This window comes from Aeromicrobium sp. HA (genome assembly GCF_027171405.1).
Lineage (GTDB): Bacteria > Actinomycetota > Actinomycetes > Propionibacteriales > Nocardioidaceae > Aeromicrobium > Aeromicrobium tamlense.
Genome location: NZ_CP114372.1, coordinates 2,039,286 through 2,057,311 on the forward strand (window position 1 = coordinate 2,039,286; position 18,026 = coordinate 2,057,311).

Genomic DNA, 18,026 nt, shown 5'->3' on the forward strand with positions numbered 1-18,026 from the left:
GTCAGTCCCGTTCGACGCCGGCGCGCAGGTCGGCCGCGAGCTCGCGGATGGCGGCGAGGCCGGACGCCTCGTCGGGCTGGTCGAGCAGGCAGCGCACGAGCGCCGAGCCCACGATGACCGCGTCGGAGAACGCGGCGATCTCGTGGGCCTGGGCGCCGTTGCTGACGCCGAGGCCGACGCCCACGGGCTTGTCGGTGACCTTGCGCAGCCGTCCCACGAGCTCGGGAGCGAGGCTGCTGGTCTGCTCGCGCTGACCCGTCACGCCCATGACGGCCGTGGCGTAGATGAAGCCGCTGGCCGCGTCGGCCGTCATCGCGAGCCGCTCGTCGGACGAGGACGGCGAGACGAGGAAGATGCGGTCGAGGCCGTGGGCGCGCGAGGCGCGGTCCCACTCGGTGGCCTCGTCGGGGATCAGGTCGGGCGTGATGAGGCCCGCTCCCCCGGCGGCGGCCAGGTCGGCCGCGAACCGGTCGACGCCGCGGCGCTCGACCGGGTTCCAGTAGGTCATGACGACCGTCACGGCCCCGGCGGCGGAGGCCGCCTCCACGACGCGGAACACGTCGTCGACGCGGGTGCCGTTCACCAGCGCGGCCTCGGCGGCGGCCTGGATCGTGGGACCGTCCATCACGGGGTCGCTGTAGGGCAGGCCGACCTCGACCAGGTCGACGCCGGCCTCGACCATCGCCTCGATCGCGCGGATGGAGCCGTCGACCGTGGGGAACCCGGCCGGCAGGTAGCCCACCAGCGCGGCGCGGTTCTCGGCGCGCGTGCGCTCGAACAGCTCGTCGATCGGGCTCGTGACGCTCATCGGTCGGTCTCCGCCCGGTCGTTCTCGTCCAGCAGGCCGAAGTACGTCGCCGCCGTGTGCACGTCCTTGTCGCCGCGCCCCGAGAGGTTGACCAGGATCGTGGCGTCGGGCCCCAGCTCCTCGGCCAGGGTCACCGCGCCGGCCAGCGCGTGGGCCGACTCGATCGCCGGGATGATGCCCTCGGTCTTGCACAGCAGGTCGAACGCGGCCATGGCCTGCGCGTCGGTGGCCGGGCGGTACTCGGCACGACCTGTGTCGGCGAGGTAGGCGTGCTCGGGGCCGACGCCCGGGTAGTCCAGGCCGGCGCTGATCGAGTGCGACTCGATGGTCTGGCCGTCCTCGTCCTGCAGCAGGAAGGAGCGCGCGCCGTGCAGCACGCCGACCTCGCCCGCCGTGATCGTGGCGGCATGGCGGCCGGTCTCGAAGCCGTCGCCCCCGGCCTCGACGCCCACGAGGCGCACGCCCTCGTCGGGCACGAAGGCGGTGAACAGGCCGATCGCGTTGGAGCCGCCGCCGACGCACGCCACCGCGGCGTCGGGCAGCCGGCCGTCGAGCTCGAGCACCTGGGCCCGGGCCTCGTCGCCGATGCCGCGGGTGAGCTCGCGCACCATCGTGGGGAACGGGTGCGGGCCGGCCGCGGTGCCGAACAGGTAGTGCGTGGTGTCGACCGTGGTGACCCAGTCGCGCAGCGCCTCGTTGATCGCGTCCTTGAGCGTGGCGCTTCCGGTGGTGACCGGGATGACCTCGGCGCCCAGCATCTGCATGCGCGCGACGTTGAGCGCCTGGCGCTCGGTGTCGACCTGGCCCATGTAGACGGTGCACTCGAGATCGAGGTAGGCGCACGCGGTGGCCGAGGCGACGCCGTGCTGGCCCGCGCCCGTCTCGGCGATGCAGCGCGGCTTGCCGATGCGCTTGGCCAGCAGCGCCTGGCCGATGACGTTGCGGATCTTGTGCGCGCCGGTGTGGTTGAGGTCCTCGCGCTTGAGCAGGATCCGCGCGCCGACGGCGCGGCTGAAGCGGTGCGCCTCGTACAGCGGGCTCGGCACGTTGGCGTACTCGCGCAGCATCCGGTCGAGCTCGTTCCGGAACGCGGGATCGGCCTGCGCGGCCTCCCACTCGCGGGTGATCTCGTCGAGCGGGGCGATGAGGGCCTCGGGCATGAAGCGGCCGCCGAAGCGGCCGAAGTGCCCGGGCCCGTCGGGAAGCGCCGATCGCGACGGCGATCGGCCGGAGATGTCAGTCATGGTCGTCCTGGGTGAGGGGTCGGCAGGGAGCTGGAGGAGTCAGCTGGGCTGCCATCGATGCTGCAGGGCCGGATGAAGCCCCGCGGCGACCAGGTCGGCGACGGTGGCGCGCGGGTCGTCGCCCTTGACGAGCGTCTCGCCCACGAGCACGACGTTGGCGCCGAAGCGCGCGTACTCGATGACGTCGTGGGGTCCACGGACGCCGGACTCGGCGACCTTGACGATCGAGTCGGGGATCTGCGGCGCGAGGCGCTCGAACGTCTGGCGGTCGACCTCGAGCGTCTTGAGGTTGCGGGCGTTCACACCGATGAGGTCGGCGTCGGCCGCGACGGCGCGGCGCACCTCCTCCTCGTCGTGGACCTCCACGAGCGGCGTCAGGCCGATCGAGCGCGCGCGATCGATGAGCGACTCGAGCGCGTTCTGGTCGAGCGCGGCGACGATGAGCAGCGCCATGTCGGCCCCCGCGGCCCGGGCCTCCCACAGCTCGTACGAGGTGGTGATGAAGTCCTTGCGCAGCACCGGCACGTGGACGTCGGCGCGGACGGCGCGCAGGTCGTCGAGCGAGCCGCCGAAGCGGCGCTGCTCGGTCAGGACGCTGATGGCCGAGGCGCCACCGGCGGCGTAGTCGCCGGCCAGGGCGGCGGGGTCCTTGATGTCGGCGAGCGCGCCCTTGCTGGGGCTGGACCGCTTCACCTCGGCGATCACCGAGACGCCGTCGGACCGGAAGGCGGGCATCGGGTCGAGCGCGGGCGGCTGCTTGTCGGCCTGGCGCTTGAGATCGTCCAGGCTCACCCGGGCCTGGCGCTCGGCCCGGTCCTCGGCCACCCCCGCGAGGATGTCGTCGAGCACGGTCATCGCACTCTCCCTTCCCCTGTCGGGACTCGGCTCCGAACTGGCCTCCAGCGTAGCCCCGGGACGCCCGGAAGTGGCACGCGCCCTCCGTTTCGGGACGACAACACGGGGCGGAAGCGGTATACGGCCTCCTCGATCCTCCCTATGCTCGGCGCATGTCGACGAACGAACCGCCCCTCGGCCCCGACCCCGAGCGCCCGGACGGTCCCGTGCCCCCGCCGCCCCCGCAGCCGCCGTCCGACGGGCCGGCCTACCCGCCCCCGCCCGGCGACGCGCCCGGCTACGGCGGCAGCGCCTACCCGCCGCCGCCCGGCGGTGGTGGCTACGGCGGCTACCCGCCGCCGCCCGGTGGCGGCTCCGGGTTCGTCGAGCCGTTCAGCGCCCCGGACGCGATCGGCTACGGCTGGCGCAAGCTCACCGCGAACCTCGGGCCCTGGCTGGTCCTGGGCCTGATCGCCCTGGCCCTCATGGCCATCTTCTTCATCGCGATCTTCTTCTCCTCCGTGGGCGTCGCGCTGGCGGGTGACGAATCCTCCTTCGGCGGTCTCCTCGTCTTCTTCCTCATGGGATTCGCGCTGACGGTGGCCCTGTCCATCCTCAATGCGGTCGCCGTCCGCGGTGCGCTCGACGCCACCGAGGGAAGGGCATTCGACCTCGGCAACGCGCTGGGCCGGATCGATCTCGCGCCGGTCATCGTCCTGTCGGTGATCCTGGCGCTGATCGGCAACCTCGGCAGCCTCCTTCCGGGGTTCCTCGGCGCGATCCTGTCGCTGGTCGGCTTCGTGCTGACCTTCCTGACCTACTTCGCGATGACGTTCCTGGTGGATCGTGGGCTCTCCCCCGTCGACTCGCTCAAGGCGAGCATCGATCTCGTCCGGGCCAACCTCGGGAATTCGATCCTCTTGGCGCTCCTGTCCTTCGTGGTCATCCTCATCGGCGCCTGCCCGTGCGGCCTGCTGCTGTTCCTCGCCTATCCCGTCGTGGCGATCGCCTCGGCCTACGCCTACAAGAAGTTCCAGGACCAGCCCGTCGCCGCCTGATCGACCCCCACGGCGCGGCCCGGCGAGCAGCCGGGTCGCGCCGTCCTATGCTCGACCGGTGTCGAGCCATCCCCCGCCGCCGGGCGGCCAGCCCCCGTACGGCTACGTCTACGGACAGCCGGTCCCTGGCGACAGTGGCAACCAGGGCGTGTGGGCGCTGGTCGTCGCCATCGTGAGCATCCCGGCCGGCAGCTGCTGCGGGATCCTCGGCGTCGCTGGCGGCATCGTGGCCGTCGTGCTGGCTCGCGCCGAGCGCAGCCGGCTGCAGCAGTGGGGCGGGCCCTACGCCGACACGTCGATGGTCACGGCCGCCTTCTGGGTGGGTGTCGCCGCCATCGTGCTGGGCGTGCTGGGCACCCTCGTCTCGATGGGCAGCGCTTTCATCGACCTGGCCACACTCAGCTGACCCGGCGGGGCAGCAGCAGCGCCCCCACCGCCGCCGCCACCGCGAGCGCGCCGGCCAGGATCCACGCGGACGTGTAGTCGCCCGACGCCGCGCGCATCGCGCCGCTGGCCGCCGCGGCGACGCCCGCGCCGATCATGTGGGCGGCGAACACCCAGCCGAAGACGATGCCGCCGCGCTCGGCGCCGAAGGCCGAGCGGCACAGCACCACGGTCGGCGGCACGGTGGCGACCCAGTCGAGTCCGAAGAGCGCGATCACGACGAGCAGCGGCGGCTCCACCGACGGTCCCAGCAGCGCCGGCACGGCGAGCAGCGCCAGGCCCCGGAGTCCGTAGTAGGCGGCCAGCAGGACGCGCGGGTCGTAGCGGTCGGTGAGCCAGCCGGAGCCGATCGTGCCGACGATGTCGAAGACGCCCACGACCGCGAGCAGGCCTGCCGCGGTGGTCGCGGCCATCCCGTGGTCGTGCGCGGCCGGCACGAAGTGGCTGCTGATGATGCCGTTGGTGGTCCAGCCGCAGACGAAGAACGTGCCGGCCAGCAACAGGAACGCGCGGGTGGCGAAGACCTCGCGCAGCACGGTGACGGCATGGACCACGGCGGCCGTCGCGGTGGGCGGCGCGGCCACGACCACCTCGTCGTCGACGCCGCCGTAGGGCTCCAGCCCGACATCGGACGGGCGGTCGCGCAGCACGAGGGCGACGACCGGCAGCAGCACGGCGCAGCAGCCGGCGATGACGTAGGCGGCGGCGCGCCAGCCGAAGGCGTCGACCGTGGCGGCGAGCAGCGGCAGGAAGATCAGCTGACCGGTGGCCCACGCGGCGCCCAGGATGCCCAGCACGAGCCCACGGCGCGCGACGAACCAGCGGTTGACGACGATGGCGCCGAAGACGAGGGCGACCGAGCCGGTGGCGACGCCGATCACGCCGCCCCACAGGACGGACAGCTGCCACGGAGCGGTCATGACGGTGGACGCCAGGCAGCCGAGGCAGATGAGCAGGAGCGCCACGACGGCGGTGCGGCGGACGCCGATGCGCTCGAGCAGCGCCGCCGCGAACGGGGCGGCGACGCCGTAGACGATGAGGTTGATCGAGACCGCGATCGAGGTGTCGGTGCGGCTCCAGCCCAGGTCCTCCTCGATCGGGACCAGCAGGACGCCCAGGCTCGACCGGAACGCGGCCGAGGCGAGCAGGACGAGGAACGTGACCCCGGCGACCAGCCACGCGCGGTGCACCCGCGGCGCGCGACCGCGCCCCGACCCGGCGACCTCGGCCCCCGCGGCGGCGGGCGTCCCCCTGTCGGTCACGGCACTCCTTCGGACTCGCGGATCGTCACGCCCCTCCGGGACGCGAGATCTGTAGCAGTATCCCCCGGAATTCGGTGGATCCGAGGGACTTTCGGTGGCCAGCGCTACACATCTGGCTCACGTCAGGGAGCGAGCCAGGCGCCCCACGGGGTGAGGCGGGCGAGACCGAAGACGGCAGCGGCGACTCCCAGCACGGTGACGGTGCGGGCCGACCAGGTGAGATAGCGCGCCGGGATCCCCCGCGCGCGGCGCACGAGCCACACCGCCCACGCCACCACGGCGATCGCCACCAAGCTGACGGCGAACAGGTTGCTCGACACGGCGGCGACGAGGTCGCCGCGGGTCAGCAGGTTGACCGCGCGCAGGCCCCCGCAGCCGGGACACGGCTCCCCGGTGAGCACCAGGAACGGACAGAACCCGTAGGAGCCCTGGACGTGGGGGTCGCGCACGTGCAGCAGCGCGAGCGCGGCGGCGCCGGCGGCACCCGCGATCAGCGGGCCGCGCAGCAGGTGACCGCGCGAGGCGGTCGTCAGGATGACCGGGCTGGTCAGTGCTCCTTCACCCGGCTGGTGCCGTAGCCGGCGAGCGACATCACCTTGCCGAGCGGCAGGGCGCCCACCGCGAGCACGACGCCGATCGTGAAGATGACCCAGTTCGGCTCGGGGATCAGGCCGATCCCGCCGACGAGGAAGCCGGCGAGGCTGACGAGGACGGCGGTCCAGGCGGCCGGCGACGATCCGTGCGACATGGGGTGTGCTCCTAGAGGTGCTCGGGGTGGTTCGGACGACAGCCTACTCGGTCGTCAGGCGGTGGGATCGACGCCGTCGTCCATCGCCTTCCAGAGGTCGCTCGCGTCGGGCTCGCGCGCGGCCGGGGCGTCGTACTTGCGGCCCATCGTGGCCCACCGCGGACCCAGCCACGCGACCGCGGCGCCGACCACGACCACGAGCGCGAACCCGGCGACCGCGAGGGGCTGCGCGGCGGTGGTGCTCCACTGCACGTCGATGCCCGAGGCGGCCGCCTCGTCGATCGCGCGGCGCTGGGCGGTGGCGATCGCGTCGCCGGCCCGGGCCGTCAACACGACGCCGACGACACCGGCCAGCGCGACGAGCGTGCCGATCGCGCGGCGCAGCCGCGGGCCGGACGCGAGCACGCCGAGGCCGGCCGCCATCACGAGCACGGCGAGGCCGACGGCGCCGGGCACCGCGTCGGCGCCCGAGACGCTCAGCTCGATCTCGGGCAGTCCCGCGGCCTGCGCGGTGGCCGTGGCCCACGCCGCGCGGACGGCGAGCAGCGTGCCGCCGCCCAGCGCCAGCAGCAGCAGGACGGACGGGCCGAGAAGGTTGCGCCTCACGTCAGCAGGTCCTCGTCGAAGCACGTCGTGGCGCCGGTGTGGCACGCCGGACCGACCTGGTCGACGACGACGAGCAGCGTGTCGCCGTCGCAGTCGAGGCGGACCTCGCGCACGTGCTGGGTGTGGCCCGACGTCTCGCCCTTGACCCAGTACTCGCCGCGGCTGCGGCTCCAGAACGTGGAGCGGCCGGTGGTCAGCGTGCGGTGCAGCGCCTCGTCGTCCATCCAGCCGACCATGAGGACGGCGCGGGACGTCGCGTCCTGCACCACCGCGGGGACCAGGCCCGAGTCGTCGCGCTTCAGCCGGCCGGCGATCGCCGCATCGAGAGAGCTCACGTCCCTCATTCTCTCAGGCCGCGCCCGGCGGCCGGCATCAGGCGAGGGTGGCCTGCGCGACCCACGAGGCGTGCAGGCGGGCGTAGACGCCGCCGGCGGAGACGAGGTCGCGGTGGTGGCCGTCCTCGACGAGCCGCCCCTGGTCGAAGACGAGGACCCGGTCGGCGTTCTCGGCGGTGGAGAGCCGGTGCGCGATCGTGACGCTGGTGCGGCCCTCGAGCAGGCGGTCGAGGGCGCGGGTGGCGCGCAGCTCGGTCTGCGGGTCGACCGCGCTCGTCGCCTCGTCGAGGACGAGCAGCGCCGGATCGGCCAGCGCAGACCGCACGAGCGCGACGAGCTGGCGCTCTCCCGCCGAGAGCGACTCGCCGCGCTGGCCGACGCGGGTCTCCAGGCCGCGCGGCAGCGCCGCGAACCAGTCGGCCAGGCCCAGCCGCTCGACGGCGGAGACGAGGTCGGCGTCGGTGGCCTCGCGCGCCCCGTAGCGCAGGTTCTCGCCGAGCGTGGCGTCGAACAGGAAGCCCTCCTGCGGCACCATCAGCACGTGACGACGCAGGTCCTCGAAGGCCACGCGCGAGATGTCGACCCCGCCCAGCACGACCCGTCCCTCGACGGGATCCATCAGTCGGGTGAGCAGCTTCGCGAACGTGGTCTTGCCCGAGCCGGTCTCGCCGACGACCGCGACGCGCTGGCGCGCCTCGATGGTCACATCGACGCCTGCCAGCACCGTGGGTCCCTCGGGGTAGGCGAACGAGACCTTCTCGAAGCGGGCCTCGAGGTCGCCGGCGGGCAGCGGCTCGGCCTCGGCGCCGGGATCGACGACGTCGGCCGGGGTGTCGAGCAGGTCGAGCACGCGGCGCCACGACGAGATCGCGTTCTGCGCCTCGGAGATCACCTGCGTGGCCATCTGCGCCGGGCCGGTGAACAGGCCGACGAGGAACACGAACGCGACGATCGTGCCGACGGACAGGTCGCCCAGGACGCCCAGCCACACGCCGATCGCCAGCACCGCGGCGTTCGCGATGCCGCCGACCAGGATCGCGGCCGAGAACGCGCCCGCGGTGATCGTCTGCGCGCGGATGTTGTTGCGGTAGTTGGCGCGGACGGCGACGTCGACGCGCTGCTGCGTGCGGTCCTCGATGCCGTACGAGCGCACGACGGAGGCGCCGACGACCGGCTCGGCGATGACGGCGAGCATCTCGCCCACGCTGGCCCGCACGCGGTCGTAGGCGCGCGACATCGCGCCGGCCAGCCACCGCAGGCTCAGCGCGAGCGGCACGAAGCTGATGAGGACGACGAGCGTGAGCTGCCAGGACAGGAACGCCATGACGATCGTGGCGACGATCATCTGCCCGACGCTGATGATCATCATGATCCCGGTGAACTGCAGGAACTGGCTGATCTGGTCGACGTCGGACGTGACCCGCGAGACGAGCGAGCCGCGGCGCTGCGTGTTCTGGGTGAGCATCGACAGGTCGTGCACGTGGCGGAAGGCCGCGACGCGCAGGTTGGCCAGTCCCCGCTCGCTCGCCGTGAAGATCCGCACCTTGGACCAGTAGCCGGCGATCGCGATGCCCACCATGAGGACCGCGGCGATCGCGACGTAGCGGGTGACGAGGCCGGTGTCGACGTCGCCGGCCGCGAAGCCGTCGTCGAGCGCGGCGCGCACCACGATCGGCACGAGCGAGCCGCCGGCGGTGCTGATCAGCGCCAGCAGCAGGGTCACCCAGATGCCCTCGGTGATCTCGGGGTTGCGGCGCATGCCGCGCACCAGGACGGAGATGCCGCCCTCGCGCTTCGGGTCACTCATGGTCGACCTCCTCCCGGGCCTGGTCGTACGCGTCGACGAGGTTGCGGTAGGCCGCGGACCGCGCGCGCAGCTCGGCGTCGGTGCCGCGGTCGGCCACGCGTCCGTCGGCGAGGAAGACGACCTCGTCGGCGAGGGCGATCGTGGCCTTGCGGTAGGCGACGACCACCGTGGTGGGCGAGCCGGCCCGGTCGGCCAGGGCGCGCAGGATGCGCTGCTCGACCTCGGGGTCGAGCGCGCTGGTGGCGTCGTCCATCACGAGCACACGCGGGTCGCGCACGAGCGCGCGGGCCAGTGCCAGGCGCTGGCGCTGGCCGCCCGAGAGCGACGTGCCGCGCTCCCCCAGCTGGGTGTCGAGGCCGTCGGGCAGGGCACTGACGAAGCGGTCGGCCTGCACGATGCGCAGCACCTCCCAGACCCGCTCGTCGGGGACGTCGAGGTCGAGCGCGACGTTGGCGCGCACGGTGTCGTCGAACAGGAACGTGGACTGGGGCACGAGGGCCACGGCGCGCGTGAGCGCCTGCTGCGAGAGGTCGCGGGCATCGGTGCCGCCCACGCGCACGGCGCCCCGGTCGGGGTCGACGAGGCGGGTGACGAGCGAGGTCAGGGTGCTCTTGCCGCTGCCGGTGGCGCCGACGACCGCGGTGACCTTCCCCGCCGGGACCTCGAACGCGATGTCGCGCAGAACCGCCGTGTCGGGCTCGTCGGGGTGGCTGTAGTCGAGGCCGTCGACGGTGAGGTCGACCGGACCGGCGCCCGGGACGTCCTGGGTGCCGTAGTCCATCGCGTCGTCCTCGTTGATGACGCGCGAGACGCGGTCCCAGCCGACGACGGCGCGGGGCAGCTCGCCGAGCACCCAGCCGAACGAGCGGATCTGCATGCCGATCACGGTGAACAGGTAGGCGACCTGCACGACGTCGCCCGCGTCGGCGGCGTCGGAGCCGACCCGCCAGGCGCCGATCGCCAGGACCGCGAGCACGGCGAGGTTGGGCAGCGCCTCGATCACGGGGTCGAAGATCGCGCGCACGCGGCCGATGCCGATCGCGGCGTCGCGCAGCCGCTCGCTGGCGGCGCGGAAGCGGGCGGTCTCGTCGGCCTCGCGACCGAGCGACTTCACCACGAGGGCGCCGTCGAAGGACTCGTGGGCGACGGTGGAGACGTCGCCGCGCAGGCTCTGGGCCAGCGCGATCCGCGGCCCCTGCCAGCGCTGGTAGACCGCGTTCGCGGCGAACAGCAGCGGGATCACGACGAGGCCGACGATCGTGAGGACCGGGTCGGCCAGCACCATCGTGACGATGGCCGCGACGAGCATCGCGATCGTGCCGAGGGCCATCGGCAGCGGCATGAACACCGACCACGTGGCCTCGACGTCGGCGTTGGCGTTGCTGAGCAGCTGGCCGGCCGGGTGGCGGTGGTGCCAGCGCAGCGGCAGCTGGAGGTAGCGGCGGGTGACGCGCAGGCGGTCGTCGCGCACGAGCCGGTAGAAGACGACGCCGCCGAGCAGGCGACGGCCGACGACGCCCACGGTGCGCAGCAGCGCCGCGAGGATGAACAGCCCGACGCCGGTCCACAGCGTGGACCAGTCGATCGCGCCGGCCTCGACCGATGGTGTGATGACGTGGTCGGTGGCCCAGCCCAGCACCCACGCGTCGGCGACGGTCATGACGCCGAACAGCAGCGAGGCCAGCGCGGCCCACGTGAACATGACCTTCTGGCGCGCGATGCCGCGCCCCATGACGCGGAAGCCGCGCCGGGTCAGCCGGTCGGTGCCGCCGCCGCTGAGGGTGTCGAGAGCCGGGGCGCTCACCGGACCACGTGTCCGGCGGCTCGCAGCGTCTCCTTCACCGCGGGGATCGTCAGCGTGCCGAAGTGGAAGACACTGGCGGCGAGCACGGCGTCGGCGCCCGCGTCGACCGCGGGCGCGAAGTGCTCGAGGCGACCGGCGCCGCCGCTGGCGATGAGGGGGACGTCCGTGACGCCGCGGGCGGCACGGATCATCTCGAGGTCGAACCCGGCCTGCGTGCCGTCGGCGTCCATCGAGTTGAGCAGGATCTCGCCCGCGCCGAGCTCGGAGCCGCGGCGCACCCACTCGATCGCGTCGATGCCGGCGGAGCGCCGGCCGCCGTGGGTGGTCACCTCGAACCCGCTGGGCTGATCATCTGCACGTCGAGCGTCAACGCTCAGCACGAGCACCTGATTCCCGAAGCGGTGCGCGATCTCGCCGATCACGTCGGGTCGGGCGATCGCGGCGGTGTTGATGCCGACCTTGTCGGCGCCCGCGCGCAGCAGCCGGTCGACGTCGTCGACGGTGCGCACTCCCCCGCCGACGGTGAGCGGGATGAAGACCTGCTCGGCGGTCTGGCCGACGATGTCGTAGGTGGTGGAGCGGTCGCCGCTGGAGGCGGTGATGTCGAGGAACGTCAGCTCGTCGGCGCCCTCGGCGTCGTACACGCGCGCCATCTCGACCGGGTCGCCCGCGTCGCGCAGGTCGACGAAGTTGACGCCCTTGACGACGCGACCGCCGTCCACGTCCAAACAGGGGATCACACGGACGGCTAGGCTCACGGCCATGAGCGTAGTCCGTGGGTCCGCCGTCGCGACGAGCCGCCTGTGGGTGGTCGCCGCGGTCGCTGCCCTGACCCTCGCCGCGTGCTCCGACTCGCCCGAGGAGACGCCCGCTCCCACCGGGTCGACGACCTCGGCCTCGCCCAGCGCGACCACCGAGTCGCCCACCGCCGAGGCGCCCGCGCCGCTGCCGGCGATCGAGGAGCTCACCGTCGTGCCCGGCGCCGTCGGCCCCGTCACCACCGGGATGTCGAAGGACGAGGCGCTCGCCACCGGCCTGTTCGACGCCGACGTCGACGTGCCCGGCGAGGAGTGCGGCCGCACCGAGCCGCTGGGCTGGAAGTCCGCGTACGCCTCCTCGCTCGACGTGCTGACGAAGGAGGACGGCACCGTCGTGTCGCTGGGCGTGCGGGGCGAACAGCCGCGCACCGCCGACGGCCTCGGTGTCGGCAGCACGCTCAAGGACGTCACCGGCGTCTACGAGACCGCCGAGATGACCGAGGCCGGCTACGGCCAGACCGGGGTGTTCGTCACCGAGGGCGACGCGTGGCTGGGCTTCCTGTTCGCCGAGGACACCGAGGCGGTCGGCCCGACCAGCAAGGTCCTGATGCTCGAGGTCACCACGGGCACGCGTCCCGACCTCATGCGCGACGGCTGCTGAGCCTCAGTCCTCCGTCGTCTCGCGGCGGTGCCGCACGATGCGGCGCTCGTGGTGCTCGATGCGGTCCTTGCGCTTGAGGACCTGCATCAGCCAGCCGGCGCCGACGCCCAGGATCGGGAAGACCGGCCAGAAGAAGCCGGCCTGCCCCGCGAGGATGTCACCGAAGTTCGTGGCGCCCCAGATGCCCGTGGTCAGGACGCTGATGCCCACGAACCCGTTGCGGGCGTCGCGCGCCTCGCGGCGGTAGCGCCGCACCGCCTGCTCGTGGACCGACGACTCCTGCGGCAGCTGCGGCTCGAGGTCCTGCAGCAGCGGCGCGAACTCGCCGAGCAACGTCGCAGCGAGCGCGTCGGCGGAGCGCCGGTCGAACTCGATGCGGTCGAGCCGGCCGTCGGCGTACGCCTCGCGCAGGCACTCGATCGCGGTCTCGCGATCGGCGTCGGACGCGCGCACGCCCGCGACCTCGGGACGGCGCGGGTCGGCGCTGAAGCGGCTCCAGTCGACCTGCGCGCCCATGTCAGTCCCGGACCGCGTCGAGCGCCTCGGGCAGCGTGAACGCTCCCGCGTAGAGCGCCTTGCCGACGATCGCGCCCTCGACGCCGATCCCCGTGAGGGAGGCGATCGCGCGCAGGTCGTCGAGGCTGGAGACGCCGCCGGAGGCGACGACGGGCTGGTCGGTCTGCTCGCAGACCTGGCGCAGGAGGTCGAGGTTGGGGCCGGACAGCGTGCCGTCCTTCGTGACGTCGGTGACGACGTAGCGGGCGCAGCCGTCGGCATCGAGCCGCGCCAGGGTCTCGAAGAGGTCGCCGCCCTCCTTGACCCAGCCGCGGGCGGCCAGCGTGCGGCCGCGGACGTCGAGGCCCACGGCGATGCGGTCGCCGTACCGGGCGATCGCCGAGCGGCACCAGTCGGGATCCTCGATCGCGGCGGTGCCGAGGTTGACCCGGCGGCAGCCGGTGGCCATCGCGGCGTCGAGCGACGCGTCGTCGCGGATCCCGCCCGACAGCTCGACCTTCACGTCGAGGCGGCCGACGACCTCGGCCAGCAGCTCGCGGTTGCTGCCCTTCCCGAACGCGGCGTCGAGGTCGACCAGGTGGATCCACTCGGCGCCGTCGGCCTGCCATTGCAGGGCCGCGTCGAGCGGGGAGCCGTAGGACGTCTCGCTGCCGAGCTCGCCCTGGACGAGGCGCACGGCCCGTCCCTCGGCGACGTCGACGGCGGGGAGGAGTTCGAGAGTCACCCCGCGATCGTATCGAGGCACCTCCGTAGAGTGAGCGGGCCATGAACGACAGCCACGCCGAGCATCCGTCCCCCGAGGACGACGACCCCACCGAGCCGACCGCCGTCACCCTGCCCCACACTCCCGCCGAGGACGTCCTGGGCGTCCTGACGGGCACGTGGCTGGCCTCGCTGGGCCTGCACCTGCTCTACGAGGCGCACGCCGTCACGGGCGGCACCGCGGGACTCTCGCTGCTGATCACCTACGCCGTGGCGCTGCCGCTCCCGGTGGTCCTGCTCGTGGCGAACGTGCCGTTCTTCGCGCTCGCGCTGTGGAAGAAGGGCCTGCAGTTCACCGTCCGGTCGGTGATCGCCGTCGCGCTGCTCTCGTTCTTCACCGCGATCCACGCCGAGATGATCCCCTCCCCCGACCTCGCCCCGGTCTACGGCATCGTCACCGGCAACCTGCTCGCCGGCACGGGCATCCTCATCCTCTTCCGGCACGGCTCGAGCCTCGGCGGCTTCAGCGTCCTGGCGCTCATCGCGCAGGAGCAGGCGGGCCTGCGCGCCGGCTACGTGCAGATGGCGCTCGACGTGCTGGTGGTGCTGGCGGCGATCCTCGTCGTGCCGTGGGACAACGTGCTGCTGTCCGCGATGGGCGCGGTCATCCTCAACATCGTGCTGGCGTTCAACCACCGTCCCGAGCGCTACCGGGCCTGAGGGACGCAGGATGAGGCATACGGCCCCGCTGGGGTACCCGAATGCCTCATCGTTCGTCGGCTAGAGGGTGGCGATCCAGTTCTCGAGCAGGCGGCGGCCCGCGTCGCCCGACTTCTCGGGGTGGAACTGCGTGGCCCACAGCGGGCCGTGCTCGACGGCCGAGACGAAGCGGTCGCCGCCGTACCCGGTCCACGTGACGCCGGGCGGCGTGAACGCGGTGCCCTCGGCGTCGACGAGCCAGTCCCGCACGCCGTAGGAGTGCACGAAGTAGAACCGCTCGGACTCCAGGCCTGCGAACATCCGCGACTCGGCGGGAGGCTCGATCGTGTTCCAGCCCATGTGGGGCACGATCGGCGCCTGGAGGCGCTCCACCGTGCCCGGCCACTCGCCGCAGCCGGTGGTCCGCACGCCGTGCTCGATGCCCTCCGCGAACAGGATCTGCATGCCGACGCAGATGCCCAGCACGGGACGGCCCGCGATGAGCCGGCGCTCGATGATCCGCTCGCCGTCGACCTCGCGCAGGCCGCGCATGCACGCCGCGAACGCGCCGACGCCGGGCACCAGAAGACCGTCGGCCTGCTCGGCGACCGAGCGGTCGGAGGTCAGCACGACCGACACCTGGGTGGCCTCGCCGGCACGCTCGACCGCGCGCACCGCGGAGCGCACGTTGCCCGAGCCGTAGTCCAGGACCGCGACCGTGGTCATCGGGCCGCTCCGCTCACAGCGCGCCCTTCGTGGACGGGATGCCCGTCTCACGCGGGTCGGGCTCGACGGCGGTGCGCAGGGCGCGGGCGAGCGCCTTGAACTGGCACTCGGCGATGTGGTGAGGGTCGCGACCGGCCAGCAGGTTCATGTGCATCGTGATCCCGGCGTGGTGCGCGATCGACTCGAAGACGTGCGACGTCAGCGAGCCGATGTAGGAGCCGCCGATGATCGCGGTGATCTGGCGCTCCGGCTCACCGGTGTGCACGAAGTAGGGACGGCCCGAGACGTCGACCACGCACTGCGCGATGGCCTCGTCGAGCGGCACCATCGCGTTGCCGTAGCGGCGGATGCCGGCCTTGTCGCCGAGCGCCTCGCGGATCGCCTGGCCGATGCAGATCGCGGTGTCCTCCACCGTGTGGTGGGCGTCGATGTGCAGGTCGCCCTCGGAGCGGACGGTGAGGTCCATCAGCGAGTGGCGGCCCAGCGCCGTGAGCATGTGGTCGTAGAAGCCCACGCCCGTGCTGATCTCCGTGCGGCCGCTGCCGTCGAGGTCGAGCTCGACGACGACGTGCGACTCGGAGGTCTTCCGCTCGATCCGTGCGGTCCTGCGCTCGCTCATCGGGGGTCTACCTCCATCAGTGCGGCGCGGAACGCCTGCATCTCCTCGGGGGTGCCGATCGACACCCGCAGCCAGCCCTCGGGCCCCACCTCGCGGATGAGGACGCCTCGGTCGACCAAACCCTCCCACACCGCGTGGCGATCGGCGAAATGCCCGAACAGCACGAAGTTGGCGTCGGAGGCGGCCACGTCGTACCCGCGTCCGGACAGCCAGTCGGCCGTCTCGTCGCGGGTCTCGCGCAGCGCGTCGACCTGGGCGAGCAGCTCGTCGGTGTGCCGCAGGGCGCCGAGCGCGGTGGCCTGCGTGACGGCCGACAGGTGGTACGGCAGCCGCACGATCCGCAGCGCGTCGACGACCGCAGCGTCGGCCGCGAGGTAGCCGAGCCGGCCACCGGCCAGCGCGAACGCCTTGCTCATCGTGCGCGTGACGATGAGTCGCGGGTGGTCGTCCAGCAGCTCGAGTGCCGTGGGCGTGCCGGCGCGGCGGAACTCCGCGTAGGCCTCGTCGACCACGACCATGCCGGGAGCGACGTCGAGCACGGCGCGCAGCTCCTCGGGCGCCAGCGCGGTGCCCGTGGGGTTGTTCGGCGAGGTCAGGAAGACGACCTCGGGCTGCTCGGCCTCGATCAGCGCGACCGCCGCGGCGGCGTCGATCGCGAAGTCCTCGCGCCGGCGTCCGGCCACCCAGCGGGTGTGGGTGTTGCGGGCGTACTCGGGGTACATCGAGTAGGTCGGCGCGAAGGACACGGCGGTGCGGCCGGGGCCTCCGAAGGCCTGCAGGATCTGCTGCATGACCTCGTTGGAGCCGTTGGCCGCCCACACGCGCTCGGCCGTGAGGCCGTGCCCGAGATAGCCGGCGAGGGCCTCGCGCAGCGCCCACGCCTCGCGGTCGGGGTAGCGGTTCAGCTCGAGCGCGGCCTCCTGCACGGCCGCGGCGATGTCGGCCGCGGCCTCCTGGCTGGGACCGTACGGGTTCTCGTTCGTGTTGAGGCGCACCGGGACGTCGATCTGCGGGGCGCCGTAGGGCACCTCGTCGCGCAGCTCGTCACGGATGGGCACCCAGGCGGGGACCGTCATCGCGTCGTCGCCTCGCGCTCCAGGCGGACCGTCACGGCGGCGCCGTGCGAGGGCAGGTCCTCGGCCTCGGCGAGCGTGACCACCTGCGGTCCGACCTCGCGCAGGGCGGCGTCGCTGTAGGTCACGACGTGCATGTTCTTGACGAACGCGCGCACCGAGAGGCCCGACGAGTGGCACGCGCAGCCCGCGGTGGGCAGCACGTGGTTCGAGCCGGCGGCGTAGTCGCCCAGCGACACGGGCGCGAACGACCCGACGAAGACCGCGCCGGCGTTGACGATCCTGGCGGCCACGGCCGCCGAGTCGGCGGTCTGGATCTCGAGGTGCTCCGCGGCGTACGCGTTCGCCACGTCGACGCCCTGGCCGGTGTCGCGCACCAGGACGGTCGCCGACTGCTGGCCCGCGAGCGCGGTGCGGATCCGCTCCTCGTGGCGCGCGGTGGGCACCTGGCGCTCCAGCTCGGCGTCGACGGCGTCGGCCAGCTCGAGCGAGTCGGTGATCAGCACCGCGGCGGCCATCGGGTCGTGCTCGGCCTGGCTGATGAGGTCCGCCGCGACGAACGCGGGATCGGCGGTGGCGTCGGCCACGATGGCGATCTCGGTGGGACCGGCCTCGGAGTCGATCGCGACGACGCCCTGCAGGTGACGCTTCGCGGCGGCGACGTAGATGTTGCCCGGGCCGGTGATGAGGTTGACCGGCTCGATCTCCTGCGTGCCGTACGCCAGCATCGCCAGCGCCTGCGCGCCACCGGCGGCGTAGACCTCGTCGATGCCCAGGCGCGCGCAGGCGGCCAGGATCGTGGGGTGCGGGAGACCGCCGAACTCGGCCTGTGGCGGGCTGGCCAGGGCGATGCCCGGGACGCCGGCGACCTGGGCCGGGACGGCGTTCATGATCACGGTGCTGACCAGCGGCGCGAGACCGCCGGGCACGTACAGGCCGACGCGCTGCATCGGCACGATGCGCCGCTCGACGGTGGCGCCGGGCGCGACCTCGATCTCGACCGTGCGCTCGAGCTCGGCCTCGCAGGTGGCGCGCAGCCGGCGGATCGACTCGTCGATCGCGTCGAGCACGGCCGGGTCTAGTCCGGCGCGGGCCTTCTCGATGTCCTCGGCCGAGACGCGCAGCCGCTCGGGGCGCACGCCGTCGAAGCGCTCGCCCGCGTCGAGCACCGCCTCGGCGCCTCGATCGCGCACGTCGTCGCAGATCGGGACGACGGCCGCGAGGGCATGCTCGACGTCGACCTCGGCACGGGGCACCGCGTCGCGGTAGCCGTCGGTCTGGTCTCTCAGGTCGAGTCGTCGAAGCACGTGTGAAGTCTAGGT

General features: G+C 73.1%; 21 protein-coding genes. 4 read left to right on the top strand and 17 right to left on the bottom strand.

All coding sequences use genetic code 11. The features are described 5' to 3' along the window. Nucleotide 1 precedes the first annotated feature (1 nt). The 3 genes from trpA to trpC are packed head-to-tail and all read right to left on the bottom strand — an operon-like array spanning nucleotide 2 to nucleotide 2,907. Complete coding sequence (trpA, locus tag O3S82_RS10045) at nucleotides 2-808, bottom strand: tryptophan synthase subunit alpha (protein WP_179424142.1); 807 nt, start codon at nucleotides 806-808, stop codon at nucleotides 2-4. Continuing rightward, nucleotides 805-2,052 (bottom strand): tryptophan synthase subunit beta, encoded by a 1,248-nt coding sequence (gene trpB, locus O3S82_RS10050; RefSeq protein ID WP_179424141.1) that lies wholly within the window; start codon nucleotides 2,050-2,052, stop codon nucleotides 805-807. The genes trpA and trpB overlap by 4 nt, the downstream gene beginning before the upstream one ends. Nucleotides 2,053-2,091: 39 nt before the next feature. Further along, nucleotides 2,092-2,907: an indole-3-glycerol phosphate synthase TrpC gene (trpC, locus tag O3S82_RS10055; protein WP_179424140.1), complete on the bottom strand. Its 816-nt coding sequence runs from the start codon at nucleotides 2,905-2,907 to the stop codon at nucleotides 2,092-2,094. Between the two features lie 152 nt (nucleotides 2,908-3,059). Here trpC and O3S82_RS10060 point away from each other — a divergent pair, with 152 nt between their 5' ends. Continuing rightward, nucleotides 3,060-3,944: a hypothetical protein gene (locus O3S82_RS10060; protein WP_179424139.1), complete on the top strand. Its 885-nt coding sequence runs from the start codon at nucleotides 3,060-3,062 to the stop codon at nucleotides 3,942-3,944. A 58-nt stretch (nucleotides 3,945-4,002) separates the two neighbouring features. Further along, the gene (locus tag O3S82_RS10065; protein ID WP_269302570.1) at nucleotides 4,003-4,350 is read left to right on the top strand and encodes a hypothetical protein; all 348 of its coding nucleotides are present in this window, start codon (nucleotides 4,003-4,005) and stop codon (nucleotides 4,348-4,350) included. On the opposite strand, the gene O3S82_RS10070 is transcribed toward O3S82_RS10065, so the two are convergent. The 8 genes from O3S82_RS10070 to hisF all read right to left on the bottom strand — a co-directional run bounded on the left by O3S82_RS10070 (nucleotide 4,343) and on the right by hisF (nucleotide 11,708). Beyond that, nucleotides 4,343-5,650 (bottom strand): MFS transporter, encoded by a 1,308-nt coding sequence (locus O3S82_RS10070; RefSeq protein WP_269302572.1) that lies wholly within the window; start codon nucleotides 5,648-5,650, stop codon nucleotides 4,343-4,345. The genes O3S82_RS10065 and O3S82_RS10070 overlap by 8 nt on opposite strands. A gap of 122 nt (nucleotides 5,651-5,772) precedes the next feature. Beyond that, nucleotides 5,773-6,099, bottom strand: a complete 327-nt coding sequence (locus O3S82_RS10075; RefSeq protein WP_218845740.1) for a DUF2752 domain-containing protein — start codon at nucleotides 6,097-6,099, stop codon at nucleotides 5,773-5,775. Between the two features lie 98 nt (nucleotides 6,100-6,197). Continuing rightward, nucleotides 6,198-6,398 carry an HGxxPAAW family protein gene (locus tag O3S82_RS10080; RefSeq protein ID WP_179424137.1) on the bottom strand — a complete coding sequence of 67 codons (201 nt, stop codon included), beginning with the start codon at nucleotides 6,396-6,398 and terminating at the stop codon, nucleotides 6,198-6,200. A gap of 54 nt (nucleotides 6,399-6,452) precedes the next feature. After that, nucleotides 6,453-7,004, bottom strand: a complete 552-nt coding sequence (locus tag O3S82_RS10085) for a Trp biosynthesis-associated membrane protein (protein ID WP_269302575.1) — start codon at nucleotides 7,002-7,004, stop codon at nucleotides 6,453-6,455. Continuing rightward, nucleotides 7,001-7,348: a phosphoribosyl-AMP cyclohydrolase gene (hisI, locus tag O3S82_RS10090; RefSeq protein WP_179424135.1), complete on the bottom strand. Its 348-nt coding sequence runs from the start codon at nucleotides 7,346-7,348 to the stop codon at nucleotides 7,001-7,003. The genes O3S82_RS10085 and hisI overlap by 4 nt, the downstream gene beginning before the upstream one ends. Nucleotides 7,349-7,376: 28 nt before the next feature. Beyond that, a complete protein-coding gene (locus tag O3S82_RS10095) occupies nucleotides 7,377-9,146 on the bottom strand; it encodes an ABC transporter ATP-binding protein (RefSeq protein WP_269302578.1) in 1,770 nt (589 codons plus the stop codon). Next, entirely contained in the window at nucleotides 9,139-10,950 is a 1,812-nt protein-coding gene (locus tag O3S82_RS10100) for an ABC transporter ATP-binding protein (protein WP_269302581.1), read from the bottom strand. Before O3S82_RS10100 ends, O3S82_RS10095 begins: the two co-directional genes overlap by 8 nt. After that, a complete protein-coding gene (hisF, locus tag O3S82_RS10105; protein ID WP_269302582.1) occupies nucleotides 10,947-11,708 on the bottom strand; it encodes an imidazole glycerol phosphate synthase subunit HisF in 762 nt (253 codons plus the stop codon). Before hisF ends, O3S82_RS10100 begins: the two co-directional genes overlap by 4 nt. 4 nt (nucleotides 11,709-11,712) lie before the next feature. On the opposite strand from hisF, the gene O3S82_RS10110 reads away from it, so the two are divergent. Further along, nucleotides 11,713-12,369 carry a hypothetical protein gene (locus O3S82_RS10110; protein ID WP_269302584.1) on the top strand — a complete coding sequence of 219 codons (657 nt, stop codon included), beginning with the start codon at nucleotides 11,713-11,715 and terminating at the stop codon, nucleotides 12,367-12,369. A 3-nt stretch (nucleotides 12,370-12,372) separates the two neighbouring features. Here the strand turns inward: O3S82_RS10110 and O3S82_RS10115 are convergent, their stop codons facing one another. Further along, on the bottom strand, nucleotides 12,373-12,885 hold the full coding sequence (locus tag O3S82_RS10115; protein WP_179424131.1) for a DUF1707 SHOCT-like domain-containing protein: 513 nt from the start codon (nucleotides 12,883-12,885) through the stop codon (nucleotides 12,373-12,375). Between the two features lies 1 nt (nucleotide 12,886). Further along, nucleotides 12,887-13,609 (bottom strand): bifunctional 1-(5-phosphoribosyl)-5-((5-phosphoribosylamino)methylideneamino)imidazole-4-carboxamide isomerase/phosphoribosylanthranilate isomerase PriA, encoded by a 723-nt coding sequence (gene priA, locus O3S82_RS10120; protein WP_269302587.1) that lies wholly within the window; start codon nucleotides 13,607-13,609, stop codon nucleotides 12,887-12,889. A gap of 41 nt (nucleotides 13,610-13,650) precedes the next feature. Here priA and O3S82_RS10125 point away from each other — a divergent pair, with 41 nt between their 5' ends. Beyond that, nucleotides 13,651-14,307, top strand: a complete 657-nt coding sequence (locus O3S82_RS10125; protein ID WP_179424129.1) for a YitT family protein — start codon at nucleotides 13,651-13,653, stop codon at nucleotides 14,305-14,307. Nucleotides 14,308-14,367: 60 nt separating this feature from the next. Here O3S82_RS10125 and hisH read toward each other — a convergent pair whose 3' ends face one another. The 4 genes from hisH to hisD are packed head-to-tail and all read right to left on the bottom strand — an operon-like array spanning nucleotide 14,368 to nucleotide 18,011. Then, nucleotides 14,368-15,012, bottom strand: coding sequence for an imidazole glycerol phosphate synthase subunit HisH (hisH, locus tag O3S82_RS10130; protein ID WP_179424128.1), 645 nt, complete (start codon nucleotides 15,010-15,012; stop codon nucleotides 14,368-14,370). 13 nt (nucleotides 15,013-15,025) lie between these two features. Next, nucleotides 15,026-15,631 carry an imidazoleglycerol-phosphate dehydratase HisB gene (gene hisB, locus O3S82_RS10135; RefSeq protein WP_179424127.1) on the bottom strand — a complete coding sequence of 202 codons (606 nt, stop codon included), beginning with the start codon at nucleotides 15,629-15,631 and terminating at the stop codon, nucleotides 15,026-15,028. After that, nucleotides 15,628-16,707: a histidinol-phosphate transaminase gene (locus O3S82_RS10140; protein ID WP_269302590.1), complete on the bottom strand. Its 1,080-nt coding sequence runs from the start codon at nucleotides 16,705-16,707 to the stop codon at nucleotides 15,628-15,630. The genes hisB and O3S82_RS10140 overlap by 4 nt, the downstream gene beginning before the upstream one ends. After that, nucleotides 16,704-18,011: a histidinol dehydrogenase gene (gene hisD / locus O3S82_RS10145; RefSeq protein ID WP_269302592.1), complete on the bottom strand. Its 1,308-nt coding sequence runs from the start codon at nucleotides 18,009-18,011 to the stop codon at nucleotides 16,704-16,706. The genes O3S82_RS10140 and hisD overlap by 4 nt, the downstream gene beginning before the upstream one ends. Between the last annotated feature and the right edge of the window lie 15 nt (nucleotides 18,012-18,026).

Bases quoted from the DNA above. Each gene is read 5' to 3' on its own strand.
- O3S82_RS10060 (WP_179424139.1), top strand. From the start codon at position 3,060: ATGTCGACGAACGAACCGCCCCTCGGCCCCGACCCCGAGCGCCCGGAC.
- hisB (WP_179424127.1), bottom strand. From the start codon at position 15,631: ATGAGCGAGCGCAGGACCGCACGGATCGAGCGGAAGACCTCCGAGTCG.
- O3S82_RS10095 (WP_269302578.1), bottom strand. From the start codon at position 9,146: ATGAGTGACCCGAAGCGCGAGGGCGGCATCTCCGTCCTGGTGCGCGGC.
- trpA (WP_179424142.1), bottom strand. From the start codon at position 808: ATGAGCGTCACGAGCCCGATCGACGAGCTGTTCGAGCGCACGCGCGCC.
- trpB (WP_179424141.1), bottom strand. From the start codon at position 2,052: ATGACTGACATCTCCGGCCGATCGCCGTCGCGATCGGCGCTTCCCGAC.
- O3S82_RS10110 (WP_269302584.1), top strand. From the start codon at position 11,713: ATGAGCGTAGTCCGTGGGTCCGCCGTCGCGACGAGCCGCCTGTGGGTG.
- O3S82_RS10140 (WP_269302590.1), bottom strand. From the start codon at position 16,707: ATGACGGTCCCCGCCTGGGTGCCCATCCGTGACGAGCTGCGCGACGAG.
- hisI (WP_179424135.1), bottom strand. From the start codon at position 7,348: ATGAGGGACGTGAGCTCTCTCGATGCGGCGATCGCCGGCCGGCTGAAG.
- O3S82_RS10125 (WP_179424129.1), top strand. From the start codon at position 13,651: ATGAACGACAGCCACGCCGAGCATCCGTCCCCCGAGGACGACGACCCC.
- O3S82_RS10080 (WP_179424137.1), bottom strand. From the start codon at position 6,398: ATGTCGCACGGATCGTCGCCGGCCGCCTGGACCGCCGTCCTCGTCAGC.
- hisH (WP_179424128.1), bottom strand. From the start codon at position 15,012: ATGACCACGGTCGCGGTCCTGGACTACGGCTCGGGCAACGTGCGCTCC.
- trpC (WP_179424140.1), bottom strand. From the start codon at position 2,907: ATGACCGTGCTCGACGACATCCTCGCGGGGGTGGCCGAGGACCGGGCC.
- O3S82_RS10115 (WP_179424131.1), bottom strand. From the start codon at position 12,885: ATGGGCGCGCAGGTCGACTGGAGCCGCTTCAGCGCCGACCCGCGCCGT.